Annotated in this window: 15 protein-coding genes; 11 read left to right on the plus strand and 4 right to left on the minus strand. The window is 65.5% G+C overall.

Features of this window, described 5'->3' with window-relative positions:
- Positions 1-31: 31 nt before the first annotated feature.
- The 3 genes from ACODS0_RS02290 to ACODS0_RS02300 all read right to left on the minus strand — a co-directional run bounded on the left by ACODS0_RS02290 (position 32) and on the right by ACODS0_RS02300 (position 1,960).
- Positions 32-496 (minus strand): MaoC family dehydratase, encoded by a 465-nt coding sequence (locus ACODS0_RS02290; RefSeq protein ID WP_488832462.1) that lies wholly within the window; start codon positions 494-496, stop codon positions 32-34.
- A 96-nt stretch (positions 497-592) separates the two neighbouring features.
- On the minus strand, positions 593-1,213 hold the full coding sequence (locus tag ACODS0_RS02295) for a ParA family protein (RefSeq protein ID WP_121505563.1): 621 nt from the start codon (positions 1,211-1,213) through the stop codon (positions 593-595).
- A gap of 108 nt (positions 1,214-1,321) precedes the next feature.
- Positions 1,322-1,960 (minus strand): LysE family translocator, encoded by a 639-nt coding sequence (locus tag ACODS0_RS02300; RefSeq protein WP_055398576.1) that lies wholly within the window; start codon positions 1,958-1,960, stop codon positions 1,322-1,324.
- Between the two features lie 253 nt (positions 1,961-2,213).
- Between ACODS0_RS02300 and kefC the strand changes: the two genes are divergently transcribed.
- From kefC to ACODS0_RS02350, 10 genes are all read left to right on the plus strand, one after another.
- Positions 2,214-4,112: a glutathione-regulated potassium-efflux system protein KefC gene (gene kefC, locus ACODS0_RS02305; protein ID WP_488832465.1), complete on the plus strand. Its 1,899-nt coding sequence runs from the start codon at positions 2,214-2,216 to the stop codon at positions 4,110-4,112.
- A 1,262-nt stretch (positions 4,113-5,374) separates the two neighbouring features.
- Complete coding sequence (locus ACODS0_RS02310) at positions 5,375-7,534, plus strand: TonB-dependent siderophore receptor (protein WP_488832468.1); 2,160 nt, start codon at positions 5,375-5,377, stop codon at positions 7,532-7,534.
- 31 nt (positions 7,535-7,565) lie between these two features.
- Positions 7,566-8,714: a PepSY-associated TM helix domain-containing protein gene (locus ACODS0_RS02315; protein WP_488832470.1), complete on the plus strand. Its 1,149-nt coding sequence runs from the start codon at positions 7,566-7,568 to the stop codon at positions 8,712-8,714.
- A gap of 47 nt (positions 8,715-8,761) precedes the next feature.
- Positions 8,762-9,616: a hypothetical protein gene (locus tag ACODS0_RS02320; protein ID WP_488832472.1), complete on the plus strand. Its 855-nt coding sequence runs from the start codon at positions 8,762-8,764 to the stop codon at positions 9,614-9,616.
- Positions 9,613-9,987: a hypothetical protein gene (locus tag ACODS0_RS02325; RefSeq protein ID WP_488832474.1), complete on the plus strand. Its 375-nt coding sequence runs from the start codon at positions 9,613-9,615 to the stop codon at positions 9,985-9,987. The genes ACODS0_RS02320 and ACODS0_RS02325 overlap by 4 nt, the downstream gene beginning before the upstream one ends.
- Before the next feature lie 172 nt (positions 9,988-10,159).
- The gene (locus tag ACODS0_RS02330; RefSeq protein WP_488832476.1) at positions 10,160-10,804 is read left to right on the plus strand and encodes a trimeric intracellular cation channel family protein; all 645 of its coding nucleotides are present in this window, start codon (positions 10,160-10,162) and stop codon (positions 10,802-10,804) included.
- Between the two features lie 105 nt (positions 10,805-10,909).
- Positions 10,910-11,602 (plus strand): transglutaminase-like domain-containing protein, encoded by a 693-nt coding sequence (locus ACODS0_RS02335; protein ID WP_488832478.1) that lies wholly within the window; start codon positions 10,910-10,912, stop codon positions 11,600-11,602.
- Positions 11,599-12,042, plus strand: coding sequence for a PaaI family thioesterase (locus ACODS0_RS02340; RefSeq protein WP_488832480.1), 444 nt, complete (start codon positions 11,599-11,601; stop codon positions 12,040-12,042). The genes ACODS0_RS02335 and ACODS0_RS02340 overlap by 4 nt, the downstream gene beginning before the upstream one ends.
- A 224-nt stretch (positions 12,043-12,266) precedes the next feature.
- Positions 12,267-12,899 (plus strand): helix-turn-helix transcriptional regulator, encoded by a 633-nt coding sequence (locus ACODS0_RS02345; RefSeq protein WP_488832482.1) that lies wholly within the window; start codon positions 12,267-12,269, stop codon positions 12,897-12,899.
- On the plus strand, positions 12,896-14,185 hold the full coding sequence (locus ACODS0_RS02350; protein ID WP_488832484.1) for a type II toxin-antitoxin system HipA family toxin: 1,290 nt from the start codon (positions 12,896-12,898) through the stop codon (positions 14,183-14,185). Before ACODS0_RS02345 ends, ACODS0_RS02350 begins: the two co-directional genes overlap by 4 nt.
- A 21-nt stretch (positions 14,186-14,206) precedes the next feature.
- Here ACODS0_RS02350 and ACODS0_RS02355 read toward each other — a convergent pair whose 3' ends face one another.
- Complete coding sequence (locus ACODS0_RS02355) at positions 14,207-15,100, minus strand: LysR family transcriptional regulator (RefSeq protein ID WP_488832486.1); 894 nt, start codon at positions 15,098-15,100, stop codon at positions 14,207-14,209.
- 127 nt (positions 15,101-15,227) lie between these two features.
- Between ACODS0_RS02355 and ACODS0_RS02360 the strand changes: the two genes are divergently transcribed.
- Positions 15,228-15,830, plus strand: a complete 603-nt coding sequence (locus ACODS0_RS02360) for a short chain dehydrogenase (protein WP_488832487.1) — start codon at positions 15,228-15,230, stop codon at positions 15,828-15,830.
- The last annotated feature ends 22 nt before the right edge of the window (positions 15,831-15,852 follow it).

The following is a 15,852-nucleotide window of genomic DNA, read 5'->3' on the forward strand; positions in this document are numbered from 1 at the left end:
CCACAAGGGGAGAGGGAGTTTGCTGTGCCCTTTATGCCGGAGCGCCGAAGTTGCGCGCCAGCGACTCGGCCACGCACACCGGCTTCTCGCTGCCCTCGCGCTCCACCGTCACCAGCCAGGTCATCTGCATACCATCGGGCGCCACGGGCTCGGCAGCCTGCAAGGTGAGGCGCGCGCGCAGGCGACTGCCCACAGGCACGGGCGCCGTGAAGCGCACCTTGTTCAGCCCGTAGTTCACGCCCATGCGCGCCCCCTCGATGGTCAGGCCCGTCTCGAAAAACTGCGGGATCAGCGACAGCGTGAGAAACCCGTGCGCAATGGGCGCGCCAAACGGCCCGGCCTTGGCACGCTCGGGGTCCACATGGATCCACTGGTGGTCGCCCGTGGCCTGGGCAAACAGATTGACCTGTTCCTGCGTAATGGTGATCCAGTCGGTCACGGCGACCTCCTGGCCCACGCAGGCGCTGACTTCGGAATAAGAGCGGAAGATTTTCATCGTCGCAATGTAGCCCCGCACCCAGGCGCGCCTTGTCTGCCGGGTGACAGGTGTTTTCCCGAGGGACTGGTTGTACGTTCTGCTTCACGCTGTCCTTCAAGAATTGAGCCATGCACAGATGCCCTGCCACTGCTCCAGGTCGCGCGCCACGCGGCCGGGCGCCACGTCAAACAGCGTGAGGCCATGCGCCGCCAGGTGGATGTAGTTCTGCGTATCGCGCAGGTAGCCCAGCACCGGGAAGCCCAGGCTGTCCACAAAATGGTGCAGCTGCTCGGCGGCCTTGGTGCGGGCGTCCACGCGCATGCCCACGATGCCGATCTGCACCCCTTCGGCGCGGCGGTGCTCGGCCAGCTGATCCAGAAAACTGCGTGTGGCAAAGATGTCGAACACGCTGGGCTGCAGCGGCACGATGATCTTGTCGGCCAGCTTGAGCACATCGTTCAGCCGCCAGCCGTGCAGCCCGGCAGGGGTGTCGAGCACCGCGTGCGTGGTGCCCTTGGGCGGGCGGCTGATCACGTCCGAGCTGATGCCATCCCAGGCGCCAATGGGGCGCGCGGCTGGCGGGCGCAGACCAAGCCAGAGCTTGGCGGATTCCTGCCGGTCGGTGTCGCCCAGGATCACGGGATGCCCCTGGCTGGCGTAGTAGCCCGCGATGTTGGTGGACAGTGTGGACTTGCCCACACCGCCCTTCGGGTTGGCGACAACAACTACTGGCATGACACCCTCCTTGGAATCTGCGTATCCATGAAAAACCAAGCCAAATCAGCCTCTAGCGCTTTATAGGCAAGCGCAAGCAGCTATTAAAATCGAAGCACAACCATCCTATCAAGCGTGCTGCCCGCCGCGCTTGACGAAGAACAGCCCGGCGCCCACCGCCATCAGCAAGCCGCCAAACACACGGTTTTGCGCCCGCACCGCACGCGCGCTGCGCATCAGGCGGCGCAGCGCGCTGGCCCCCGCAGCGTAGCCGTGCATCACCACCACGTCCACCGTCACCGTGGTGGCGGCCATCACCACCAGCTGGGTCCACAGTGGGCGCGTGTCGGTCATGAACTGGGGCAACACCGCCACCATGAAGATGATGCCCTTGGGGTTGGTGGCGTTGGTCAAAAAACCCGTGAGGCAGCGTTTTTGCCAGGTGCCGGCCGACTCTGCTTCATCGCCCTGCACCGGCGATTTGTCCCCGGCACGCCACTGCGCAAAGCCCACATAGATCAGATAGCAGGCGCCCAGCACTTTCACCACGCTGAAAGCCACCTCGGACGCCAGCAGCAGCGAACCCACGCCCGCCCCGGCAATCAGCAAAATCAGCAACAGGCCCAGCTGCAGGCCCAGGATGGTGGCGCCCGTCTTGCGCACGCCGTACGACAGCCCATGGCTCATCGACAACACGGCCCCCGAACCCGGCGACACCGCAATCAGGCACGATGCCGCAAAAAAAGCCAGCCAAGTCTGAAAGTCCATGAATCACCAAGCCCGTGTGCGAAGAAGGGCGAGCATCTTAACAACGCCCCCGTGTCACTGCCATGATCTGGATAAAAATGCCTGCTAGCGCTTGACCATAAAGCGCTACATGCTATCAAAATAGAAGCATTTCAATGCTATGCCACGCGCACCCCCGCATCGCTACGGCAATGCCAGAATCCTGACACGCCCACGCCCGCCGGTCCGCCCCCTGCGACGCCCCTCCCAACGCCACCACTATTGCCGCGCCTCCATGGAACACGCCCCCACCTGGCTCACCTACGGTTTCCTGTACCTCACCGCTGCCGTGCTGGCCGTGCCCATCGCCAAGGCGCTGGGCCTCGGCGCCATCATTGGCTACCTGGCGGCGGGCATCGCCATCGGGCCCTGGGGCCTGGGGCTGGTCAGCAACGTACAGGACATCCTGCACTTTGCCGAGTTTGGCGTGGTGCTCATGCTCTTCCTGGTCGGGCTGGAACTGCAACCCAGCCGCCTGTGGGCGCTGCGCCGCCCCATCTTCGGCACCGGCACCGCCCAGGTGCTGGGCTGCGCGGCTGTGCTATTTGCGCTGGGTGCGCTGGCGGGCCTGCCCTGGCGCGTGAGCCTGGTGGGCGCTTTAGGCCTGGCGCTGTCGTCCACGGCGATTGCGCTGCAGGTGCTGGCCGAGCGCAACCTGATGCGCACCAGCAGCGGCCAGGCAGGTTTTTCGATCCTGCTGTTCCAGGACGTGGCCGCCATCCCCATCCTGGCCCTGCTGCCCGTGCTGGGCGCAGCCGCCGGCGAAGGCGCGGGCCACTCGCCAGGTGAGATGGTGCTGGAGGTGCTGAAGATCGTCGGCGTGATCGCCGCCATCATCCTCGGCGGGCGCCTGCTGCTGCGCCCCGTGCTGCGCTGGATCGCCAAGAGCAACACCCCCGAGATCTTCACGGCCGCCGCGCTGCTGCTGGTGGTGGGCATCGCCTACCTGATGGTGCTGGTGGGCCTGTCGATGGCGCTGGGCGCCTTTCTCGCCGGCGTGCTGCTGGCCGACAGTGAATACCGCCGCGAGCTGGAGGCTGACATTGAGCCCTTCAAGGGCCTGCTGCTCGGGCTGTTCTTCATCGCCGTGGGCATGAGCATCGACTTCGGCGTGATCCTGCGCTCGCCAGGCCTCATGGCCGCCATCCTGGTCGGCTTTCTGGCGGCCAAGGCCGTGGTGATCTACACGCTGGCCAAGATCGTCGGCATCCCCTACCAGGAGCGTCCGGTGTTCACCCTGCTGCTGGCCCAGGGCGGCGAGTTTGCGTTTGTGGTGTTCCAGGCCGCCGCCGGCGCCAGCGTGTTCCCGGCCGAGACTGCCTCGCTGCTGATTGGGGCCGTGGCGCTGTCGATGCTGATCAGCCCGCTGCTGCTGGTGCTGCTGGACCGCGTGCTGCTGCGCCGCTACGCACAGCTCAAAAACACAACGCCCCAGGCCGAGGAAATTTCCGAACCCCAAGAGGCGCCCATCATCATCGCGGGCTTCGGCCGCTATGGGCAGATCGTCTCGCGCGTGCTGCTGGCCCAAGGCATCCCCACCACCGTGCTGGACCACAGCGTGGACATGCTGGAAGTGGCGCGCACCTTCGGCTACCGCGTGTTCTACGGCGACGCCACGCGGCTCGACCTGCTGCGTATCGCCGGGGCAGAACACGCGCGCATCCTGGTGGTGGCCGTGGACGATGCCGAGCAGTCCCTGCAGATCGCCAAACTGGCGCGCGAGCACTTCCCGCACCTGCAGATCGTGGCCCGCGCGCGCGATGTGACGCACTGGAACAAGCTGCGCGACCTGGGCGTGACACTGGTGCAGCGCGAGCTGTTCGAGTCCAGCCTGCAAAGCGCTCACACCGTGCTGGAGCTGATGGGCCTGCCACCCGCGCAAGCCACCGCCATCACCCAGCGCTTTCGCACCCACAACATCGCGCTGGCCGACCGCATGTACCCGCACCACAAGGACCGCGCCAAGTTCATCGCCGTGGCGCGAGAAGGGCGCAACCAGTTTGCGGAGCAGATGGCGCGGGAGCGGCAGGAAAGTGCGACGTTGAATGCGGCGGGAGGGGCGTACCCAGGGTATGGCGGGGCGGAGGGGGCCGAGGATGGGGAGGGGGCTACCTCCATCCAAAAATTGGATTAAAAATAGGTTTCTCCGCTCGACCATCATGACTTTTAGCTACACATTTAATAGCAAAAACCTCGCGCGGTGCGGAGGGCTCCAGAAAGCGCTTCTGCAGGGGTGACCAGCTCAACAAAGTGGCGCGCAAACCGCTTTCGCGCCAGCTACAAATCGCTTTCGCGCCACCTACTTTTGGCGCGATTTCTTTTCGCGACACACAAACTGACGCATCGGTGCTGGCCTACTGACATCCAGCGCACCACGCCTAATCGTTAGGTCAATGCCTAGACGTCAAGCACCGCAAGATTTGCTTCTGGGGCATGTCGCAACTTACGCTATGAGCCCTGAGCAGAAGTTGCGTACTACCAGTCATTCCATTTCCGTCAATTGCTCGCACCCAATAAGAAAAGCGCGTCGTATTCAGCTGGCGCATTGAAAGTTTGGTACCCCCATGACCAGGGGGGCGGTGACGGAGGCGCAGTTTGGTCAGACAAAGACCGAACGTGTGAAAGGTAGGCGCCTGCAAACTTGCTACCGTCGGTGAGGATAGAAGTCCCGGAGCACATAGTGACGTTGCCTTCGGGTCCAGCCAAGAAAATATACGTAACTGCTGGGAACAAAGGGACGCCACAGTCACCTGCGCCTTTTCCTGAATAGAGCTTGGTGGGCGGAGGCGTGGACGCCTTGATGACTTCTAACAATCTGTAGCGGGCGACAAAACCCGGCCAGCCTTGCGGCTCTTTTATATCGCTAGTTGCATCCGTCGCGATAACTTGAGCCACGACGATAAAAGTGGCATCTGCAACGCGCTCGGATGTCGACCTAGCTGCGATGCACGAACACGCAAGAGCACTTCCAGCAAGGCCCAGCGTTAAGACAATCAGCATCGCGACCATTCGGACGCAAGACAATCTGAGATTGGAGTGGCTCATGAAAGTATGTCCGCTATTGGCCGAAGGCAGAAGTCTAGCCTCGGAGTTCAGATTGGGCTCCTGGCGGGGCCGCGTGCTGCTACATGGATTGCAACTTCGTTTCAACGATACGTTTCGCGTTGTCCCGGAATAGCCCAGAAAGTCCCAGTTTTCGCGCCGCATGGCGGTGGTGGTTACCTCAACTCCCTCAAGAAGGCACTGCGACTTCTCGCACTCCAGTCACTTCATTGAAGAATTTCAAACGATAACCATTCGCATTATAATTCATCACTTTCTCGCCAGCCAACGTCCCTTGCCACGTGAGCCAGCGCCCCCAGCGTTTGTTGTCCGCTCACCTCCATCGGGACCCCCATGTCTTCTCAGCCCCTGCGCTTCGCGCACGCCCCGCGCTTGCCATCCGTCCGCGCGGCCACTCTTTTCACCCTGACCCCGCTGGCCCTGTGCCTCGCCCAGGCCGCCATGGCGCAGCAGCCCAGCACACCTGCAGCAGACGCGGCAGTGACCGCACCCCAGCTCCAAGAAGTCCGCATCAACGCCAGCACCGAAAAAGACATGGGCTTTGCCCCCGTCGAGGCGCAGACCGCCAGCAAGGCGCCCATGCGGCGGCTGGAAACGCCGCAGTCCGTCAGCGTGGTCACGCGCGAGCAAATGGAGTCGCGGCAGATCACCAACGTGCAGCAAGCGCTGCAGACGGTGGCGGGGGTCAGCCCGGTCAACTTTGGGCGCCGGGGGTTTGACGACCTGAACATCCGGGGCTTTCGCTCCACCGAATCGATCCTGGTCGATGGCCTGGTGCAGAGCCCGGGCATGTGGGCCAAGCTGCAGCCCTACGGCTACGAGCGTTTCGAGGTGCTCAAAGGCTCGGCCTCAGTGTTGTACGGCCAGGTGCAGCCCGGCGGCATCGTCAACGCGGTGAGCAAGCGGCCCAAGAAGGAGGCGATCAACGAGGTGGGCGTGGAGGTGGGCAGCTTCGGCCAGCGCACGCTGCAGGCCGACGTGAACAAGCCGCTGTCCGAATCGGGCAAGACGGCGCTGCGCATCAATGCCCAGGTGTCCAACGCCGACGACCCCACCCAGTTCGTCTACCGCAAGGACCGGTGGTTCGCGCCATCGCTCTCCATCGACCTGGGCCCGCAGACCGACCTGGTGCTGTTTGCCACCTACAGCCAGAGCCAATGGATGCGCCAGCAGGGCATCACGCCCTACGGCACGCTGCTGCCCAACCGCAACGGCACGCTGCCCGTCACGATGTTCACGGGCGACCCAAGTTTTGGCGGGTATGACGTGGAGAGCAAAACCGTGGGCTACACGCTGGAGCACAAGATGTCGGAGGCCATGACCTTCCGCCAGAACGTGCGCTACGAGACCGAGAAGGGCACGGGCAACTTTGTCTCCAACCAGGCATTGCAGGCCAACCAGCGGCTCCAGAACCGCCAGGCCTCGCGCCAGTACATGGACTACGACCTGCTGGCCACCGACACCTCGCTGCTGTCGCGCTTTGAAGCGCTGGGCGTGAAGCATCAGCTGGTGACGGGCCTCGATGCGCGCAGCGGCACCAGCCTGCTGGCCAGCCGCACCTGCCGCATTGGGGCGCTGGATTTGTTTGCGCCCGTGTATGGCATGCAGGCCACCTGCCCCGAGGCGCTGACCGCCGATGCACCGGCCAAGCTGACGGTGGCGGGCCTGTATGCGCAGGACCAGATCAAGTTCGGCCAGGGCTGGACGGCCCTGGTGGGCCTGCGCCGCGACTGGTCCACCACCGACACCGACAACCGCGTAGCCAAGACGCAAACGCGCCAGAAGGACAACGCCACCACGTTATCTGCCGGGTTGGTGTACGAGTTCAAGCCGGGTTGGGCCGCATACGGGAGCTACGGAGAGTCGTTCCTGCCCCAGTCAGGCCTGACCTTTGCGGGATCGGCCTTTGCGCCCGAAACCGGCAAGCAGTGGGAGGCGGGCGTGAAGTACGAAGCCCCCGGCGGCCAGGTCACCGGCGCGCTCGCCGTGTTTGACCTGGTGCGCGAGAACGTGACCACGGCCGACCCGGTGAACACGGGCTTCAGCGTGCAGACCGGCGAGCAGCGCGCGCGCGGGCTGGAGCTGGAGCTGGGCGCGGACCTGAAGAACGGCTGGAAGCTGACCAGTGCCTACACCTACACGCAGACCAAGGTCACGCGCGACACCAACGCCGCCATCGTGGGCAAGCCACTCAACCTCACGCCGCGCCACACGCTCACGGCCTGGGCCACGTACAAGCTGCCGCAGTACCAGCGCGTGACGCTGGGCCTGGGCGGGCGGTATGTGAGCGAGCAGATTGGCTCGTACCCGTTCACACTGCCTTCGTACTTTGTGGCCGATGCGTCCGTGAGCTACGTGGGCGAGAACTACCGCGTGACCGCGGGCGTGAAGAACGTATTCAACAAGGCGTATTACGACGGCGCGATCAACGCCAACGTGGTCTCGCCCGCGTTGCCGCGCAACTTCAGCCTGGGCGTGACGTACTTCTTCTGACGCAACGCTCCACCCCAGCCGCCCGCACGCCATGACCAGCCAGCGCACGCTCAACCGCCTCTTCACCCTGCACTCCTGGGCGGGCATCGTCACGGGGCTGCTGATGTTCATCGTGTGCTTTTCGGGTGCGGTGGTGGTGTTCAAGCACGAGATCGACCTGTGGGCCAATCCGTCGCTGGCGCAGCTGCCGCGCTCTCAAAAACCTGCGTCGCTCGACATGGTGCTGGCACAGCTGCACACCCGCTACCCCGGCGCCATGGTGGAGACCATCGCGCTGCCGGATACCGTCAACCCCAGCTACTTCGCCTTTGTGCGCGAGCATGGCGCGCCCGCCAACACCCGCACCAAGGTCGCCTTGCGCTCGGACACCGGCACGGTGGTGGGCCCGGTGGACAGCCAGCTCGGCCAGTACCTGCGCATGCTGCATGTGTTCCTGTTCTTCGGGCCGCGGTGGATCGTGGGTTTCCTAGGGGTGGCGATGCTGGTGCTGATTGCCACAGGCATCGTCATCCACCGCAAGATCCTGGCCGAGCTGTTCACCCAGCGCTGGGGTCGCAGCTTTCGGGTGGTGATGTCAGACCTGCACAAGTCTGCGGGCATCTGGGGGCTGGGCTTTCACATCCTGATTGCGGCCACGGGGGCGTGGATGGGACTGGCGCCGCTGTTTGAGCAGGGCTACAAATACGTGACCACCAGCACCGATGCCACCGCCTCCAAGCCAGCGCGCAAGGCGGGCGGTGACGCCACCGAGCCGGTGCCCATGCAATCGCTGGATGCGCTGTACGCCACAGCGCAGCAGGCCGTGCCCGGCCTGGAGGCGCGCTACGTGTCGCTGCGCCGCTGGGGCACCAGCACGGCCGAAGCGGGCTTTACCGGCAATCTCAGCAACCATCTGGCCAGCACGGCGCGGGTGGACATCCACGCCACCACCGGCGTACCCAAGAAGGTGCACGACCCGCGCACGGCGGGCTTCTGGTCGCTGGTCAACGGCCTGATGGAGCCGCTGCACTTTGGCGACTTTGGCGGGCTGGCGCTGAAGTGGCTGTATTTCTTTCTGGGCATGACGCCCGCGTTTTTGTCCATCTCGGGTACGTTGATCTGGCTGGATGCGCGCCAGCAGCGCAGGCGCGAGGCGGAGGCTGCACAGGCCACAGCGGGCGGCATCGCGGCTGCGGGCTGACACCAACGCCAAGCGTCCCCCTTCATAGCTTCGCAGCTTCGCTCCCCATGCAACGTTTCCTTCTGGCCCTGCATGCCACCACGCCCGCCGCGCTCATCGTGGCGGTGTTCGTGCACCTGTGGGGGCCTGCGGGCCTGCCCTCGCTGGCGCAACGGCCCGTGTGGGCGGTGTGGGCACTCATCGGCGTGTGGCTGCTGCTGTCGGCAGCGGCGGCGTGGGCGCTGCGCACGCTGGCGCTGTGGCGCGTCTCGCTGGGTAGCGCGGGCGCGCTGCTGGCCGTGGCCGGTGTGGCCGGGCTGGTGCTGGGCAGTGCCCAAGGACCCGCCATGTTGGTCAGCCTGGTCGCCATGGGGCTGATCTGCGGGGGCATCGCGGTTTTTATCGGGCCCCAGCGGGTGCAGGCGCACCGGCGCAGGGCGTCGCGGTCTGCGGCCGTGGCCCGACCGGGCTCTGCAGTGCACACAACCACCGCCCCCCCGCGCTGGCACCCACGCGGCTGGGCCCGCTGGGTGGGGTCAGCCCACTGGCCCTTCTGGCTGACCGGTGTACTAGCGGTGGAATCCTTCCGCCTGGCCCACATCGTGGCGACCGAGCCCGCACGTTCGTCGGGCATGCTGGGCCTGCTGCTCGCCTTCTTCGTGGCCCTGCCCGCTGCCACCTTGCGCCACTGGACGCCCCGCACCGCCGTGCTGCTGTGGGCACTGGCCGCGTTGGCCTATGGCGGCCTGGCGGCCAAGGCGGGGATGGTGCAGTGGGCCGTGGCGTCGGCGTTGTGTGCCCTGGCTGTGGGTGCACCGCTGCGGTCGCGCGCGCGGCGGGCGCTGCGCTGGCGGCGGGCGGGCCACGGGGCGCCGCACGCGCCCAACCCAGGGCCCGACCGCCACCCGCCGGAGGCCGCATGAACGAACTCATCGGCGCCAGCGCCGCGCTGGCCTCATTGATCGCACTGACCCGCTGGGCGCGCACCGTGCCCACGCGCGCCTGGGGCGACGGCACGCCCCCAGCCACTGCGGCATCCCGGCGCGCCTGGGCTGTGGTTCTGGCCACCCTCGTGCTGCAGGCCCTTGCGGCCACCGCTGCGGCGGGGCCGGCGGCGGGGCTGGCGCTGGTGGTGGCGGCCTGGATGGTGCTGGGCTGGCTGCTGGTGCTGGCCATGAACCAATGGCCCGCGGGCAGCCTGCGCTGGGGACACCGCCTGGGCACACTGGGCGGCACGGGCTGTTTGCTGGCGCTGGCCTGGCAGCTTCTTCGGGTGGGGGGCTTGGTGTCATGAAGCACCCCAGTTGCCCAGGAGCGGGGACGTTGGCAGATTGTTTTTGGATAAAAACAGGCGCCAGCGCTTGATCAGCAAGCGCTATAAGCTATATTTTCAGTAGCAAAAACTTGACAGGCAGCGTGCTGCAAGCCCCTGCCCGCTCCTACAGCGCCACGGCACAATTGCGCCCATGGACCTGCCGCTCGACGCCCCCTGGATTCACACCCTGCGCTTCGCGCTGGAAGTGGCCGCCACCATCGCGTTTGCCCTGTCGGGCGTGATCATGGCCGCGCGCAAGCGTCTCGATGCCGTGGGCGTGTGTGTCGTGGCCTTTGTGGCCGCGTTTGGCGGGGGCACGCTGCGCGACCTGCTGCTGGACCAGCGGCCTTTCTTCTGGATCCGCCACACCGAATTCGTATGGGGCATTCTGGCGCTGTGCATCGGCGCCATGCTGTTCATGCGCCAGCGGCACTTTCAGCCCACCGAGCGAGCCATGCTGCTGCCCGACGCCATCGGCCTGGGCCTGTTTGCCGCCGTGGGCGTGGACATTGCCACCGCCATCGGCATGCCGCCCATCATCAGCGTGATGATGGGTGTGACCACCGGCGTGTTCGGCGGCGTGCTGCGCGATGTGCTGTGCAACGAGGTGCCCCAGGCCTTCAGCGACCACCGGCCGTATGCCCTGTGTGCCTTTGCCGGTGGCTGGGCCGACGTGGCCCTGCGCCACCTGCAAGCGCCCGACTGGGCACCGCTGGTGGTCTGCGTGCTGCTCACGGCCGGGCTGCGCGGGCTGGCGCTGTGGCGCAACTGGGAGCTGCCTGCGTGGCGGGTGTGATGGGGGCATCGAGCCCCAGCCGCGCCTGGCTGGCGCGCCTGTGACAGCATCGGGTGCACAGAAGCCACACACTGATTCCCGACAGACTGCAGGAGACACCCGCCCATGACCAGCACCCCCACGCCCGCCCACCTGCGTGCCACGGCCCTTATCGACAGCGACGCACCTTCCATCCAGGCCTTTGCCGCCCAACACGCACGCGGCACCACCGACCGCGAACGCGCCGTCGCCCTGTACCTGGCCGTGCGTGACGGCTTTCGCTACGACCCCTACCGCATCGACCTCTCGCCCCAGGGCATGGCGGCCAGCACCGTGCTGGCCAACGGCCACGGCTGGTGTGTGCCCAAGGCCGCGCTGCTAACCGCCGCATGCCGCGCGGCGGGCATCCCCGCGCGCATGGGCTTTGCCGACGTGCGCAACCACCTCAGCACCGAGCGCATGCGCGAGACCATGAAGACCGACCTCTTCATCTGGCACGGCTACACCGACATCTGGCTGGATGGCGCCTGGCGCAAGGCCACGCCCGCTTTCAACATCGAACTGTGCGAGCGCTTTGGGCTGCTGCCGCTGGAGTTCGATGGCGAAAACGATTCGATCTACCACCCGTTCGACAAATCCGGCGCGCGCCACATGGAGTATGTGCACCAGCGCGGCGCGTTTGACGACATGCCGCTGGCGCAGATCGTGGCGGACTTTCGCACGGTGTACAGCGGCTGGCTGCCCGAGGACGGCGCCACCCACAGCAGCCTGGAGGGCGCCAGCTTTGCGCAGGATGTGGAGAAGGAGGCCCGCGCATGAGCAGCCATGCCGAGATCCCACCGGGCTTTGCGCCACTGCAGTCTGGCGGCCCGTTCATCCAGCACAACGGCCCGCTCTACCTGCGCCACGAAGGCAGCGTGGTGCAGTTCGGCTTTCGCGTGGAGCGCCGCCATGTGAACCCCGTGAACAACCTTCACGGCGGCATGATGGCCAGCTTTTGCGACATGCTGCTGCCGCTGTCGGTGCACCGCAAAAGCGATCAGGTGGCCGACCGTTTCCTGCCCACCATCAGCCTGCAGATCGACTACCTGGCCCCCGCCCCGCTGGGCACCTGGGTGCAGGGCGAGGCCGAGCCGCTGCGCGTCACGCGTTCGCTGGTGTTTGCTCAGGGACTGGTGACGGCCGATGGCGTGCCCTGTGCGCGGGTGAGCGGGGTGTTCAAGATCGGGCCTGCGGTGCCCAGCGACGCTGTGGAGTGAGCCCTGTAGGCCCGGCATGGCGGCGCGTAGCAGCACGTCCTTGTGCTGATTGCCCCCTTGTTGCACGACCATGCCGACAGCTCAGCACCATTTAATCATAGATATTATTTTTTCTCGCATTTACGTGCATATATGAATAATTTATACCATTCAACTCTTGCCTTTAGTCACCTGCAAATAATTCATAGATGCTCAAAAAATCCTTCTTGAACTAATATCTATGAATGCCATCTCAAAACACCAAGCCCGCTGACTACCCCCAGGCGGTCCTCCAGCAGATCGCGTTGCTCGCGCAGAACATCGTGATTGCACGCAAGCGCCGCAAGGAAACACAAGCCCAGTGGGCCCAGCGGCTGGGCGTGTCCCAGCCGACCATGGCGCGCATTGAGCGGGGCGACCCGTCGGTGTCGATGGCGTCGTATGTGATGTGCATGTGGCTCATCAACCAGGCCCATGGGTTAGCCGACCTGATTGCGCCGCAGAACGACCTCACATCGCTGGAGCTTGAGGTAGCCAAAGCCCGCCCCCGGCGCGCTGCACAGAAGACGGCGCAGAAAGACGCAAAGACGCCTGCAAGCAACGCAAAGCCTGCCGCCTTGCCGTCCGTCTCCAAAACCAACGCACCTGCCCACTTGGGGACCGTGCACGTTGCCGAAGAGATGAAGGGCTCCTTCGAGGAAGCAAGCCCTGCCAAACCAACCATTGGGGCCGCGCAGAAGGTCGCTGGACTGGGCCCCGAAGAACAGATCCGGCAAGCCATTCGAGTTACAGGACTCGGCGCGCCAAAGCGCCAGCCCAACAGCACCGCCGCAGGCCTGGCCGCACTGATCGCGGGCCAGAAGAAAGCGCGGCCATGAGCCAGCAGCACCACGCGCAGCAGGTCACGCCGCGCTCCTATGTGCCGCACGACACGCTGTATGTCTGGACGCTGGTCAACCCCGCCCAGCCGGTGCTGACCGGGGCGGTGGGCTTGTCGCAGCTGGTACCCAACTGCGCCACCTTCACCTATGCCGCAGACTGGTGGCAATTTGCGCTGAGCGAAGACCTGCCCCTGCTGGCTGGCCAGATGTTCAGCGCAGGCCACAAGGACAGCGCGCCCGGCGCCATTGACGATGCGCGCCCCGACCGTTGGGGCGAGCGCATCATCCGCCACATCGACCGCCCTGCGCGCCTGTCGATTCTGGAGATGCTGCTGTTCGCTGGTGACGACCGCTTTGGCGCCTTGGGTATCTCCACCTCAGCCGAACAGTACATCCCCCGGCGCATCGGGCCGTACCCGCAATTGCGTGATCTGGAGGCCATGGTGCGGGCGGTGGAAGACGTGCAGTCGCAAGCCCCGGTCACACCAGAAATTCAGCGGCTGGTGCAGCCCGGCGTGACGCTGGGCGGCGCCCGGCCCAAGGCGCTGCTGCAAACCGACAGCGGGCCTTGCGTCATCAAGTTCAGCGAGCTGGACGACACCGTGGATACGCCTCTCATCGAACACGCCACCATGACGCTGGCAGCCCTGGCAGGCATCCACGTTGCCACCACGGGTGTGCTGCCCATCCCATCCAGGCGGGGCCGGGGGGCGCAGCGCCATGCGCTGACCATCCAACGGTTTGACCGGGTGCAGATGGGTGCCCTGAGCCTGCGCGTGCACTGCATCTCTGCCAAGACGGCACTGGCTGCGGCGGGCCTGGCCGAAAGCTATGGCGCACTGGCCACCGTGCTGCTGCGCCAGGCGCACCCCGACCGGCAAAAGGCGCAGCGCGAAGAGCTGTTTCGGCGCATGGTGTTCAACATCCTCATGGACAACACCGACGACCACGAGCGCAACCACTGCCTGCGCCTGGGCTTTGACGGCTACTACGACCTGGCCCCCGCGTTCGACGTGGTGCCCACGCTGCAGAACATGGGCTACCAGGCCATGGTGGTGGGCCAGCACGGTGCGCAGTCCACGCTGGACAACGCGCTGACCGACTTGAGCGATTTCGGTCTCACCCGCTCCCGGGCCATCGGGTTGATTCAGGAGGTTGCTCACGCGATAGAGCAATGGCCGCTGCATTTTGCGCAGCACGGCGTCTGCGCGGCCGACATGGAACAGCTCGCGGCGAGCATCGACCGCAATGCACTCAAGGACCAGCGCAAAGCATTCTGCTGAGCCTGCTGCCGTATAGCTCAGTCAGTGGCCATCTACGCCCAGCGTCCCCACCACGTACTCCACAAACCGCGCCAGCTTGGGCAGTTGCCGCCGGTCGGGCGCGTACACCAAGTGCACATCGCGCTGTGCGGGCAGGCAATGCTGCAGCACGGGCACCAGCGCGCCGCTGGCCAGGTCGTCGGCCAATAGCACCTCGGGCTGCATGACGAGACCCAGCCCACGCAGCGCCGCCTGGCGCAGGCCATCGCCCTGGTTGCACACGAAGCGCGCGTTCTCGGGCCAGAAGAACTCCTCGTTGCCATCGCGCAGCGTCCATTCCACACGGCGCTGCCACACCGAGTGGCTCAGGCACTGGTGGCGGGCCAGGTCGGCCGCGCCCTGTGGCGTGCCATGGCGCGCCAGATAGGCGGGCGTGGCGGCAATCACCATGCGGTAGGGGCGCAGTGAGCGGGCCACCAGGCCTTCGTCCACGATGCGGCCGATGCGGATGGCGGCATCGAACCCCTCACCCGCCATGTCCACCACGCTGTCGGTGAGCTGCAGGTCCACACGCACCTGCTCATGGCGCTGCAGAAACTCCGCCACCAGTGGCGCGATGACATGGCTGCCCAGGGTAAAAGGCGCACTCACCCGCAGCAGGCCCTGCGGCACGGCGCGGCTGCGCTCCACGGCGGACTCGGCCCAACGCACCTGCTCCAGCACACGTTTGCTGTCGTCGTAGAACGCGGCGCCCACCTCGGTCAGGCTGTTCTGGCGCGTGCTGCGCTGGAACAGGCGCGCGCCCAGGTGCGTCTCCAGCTGCTGGATGTGCTTGCCCACCATCACGGCGGAGATCTGCAGCTGGCGCGCGGCGGCGGCGAAGCTGCCGGCTTCGACCACGGCCACCATGACTTCCATGTTGCGCAGTTTGTCCACGGCGGATTCCTAATTAATGGTTAGCACAAGAAGAACTTCAATGTACTTTATGCATTGATTGATTCGCAAAAGAATCGGGGCCTGTCTGTTCCTCCACCCTTCTTTTTCAACCTTCAAGGAAAACACCATGTCCAAGATTCTTCTCATCGGCGCCAGCGGCACCATCGGCCAGGCCGTGCTGGCCAACCTGGGCGCACGCCACGAGGTGATCACCGTGGGCCGCAGCAGCGGCACGCACCGCGCAGACTTTTCGCAGCCAGGTGCGGTCGCAAAGCTTTTCGAGGCGGTGGGCAAAGTCGATGCCATTGTGAGCACTGCAGGCAACCTGCACTTTGGCCCGCTGGCCGAGATGACAGCCGAGCAATTCAACCTGGGCCTGCAAGACAAACTGCTGGGCCAGGTGCAACTGGCGCTGGTCGGCCAGAAGTACTTGAACGATGGCGGCTCCATCACGCTGACGGCGGGCATCCTCTCGATCGAGCCCATCCGCAACGGCGCCAATGCCACGGCGGTGAACGCGGCCATCGAGGGCTTTGTGGCCGCCGCCGCCATCGAGCTGCCGCGCGGCCTGCGCATCAACGCCGTGAGCCCCACCATCCTCACCGAATCCGTGGGCGTGTACGGGCCGTTCTTCCCGGGGTTCGACACGGTGTCTGCCGAGCGCGCCGCGCGCGGCTACCAGCGCAGCGTGGAAGGGGCGCAGACGGGGCGGGTGTACCGGGTTCAGTGAGCCACACCACCTGGATTTGAAA

The organism is Acidovorax sp. FG60 (assembly GCF_057808995.1).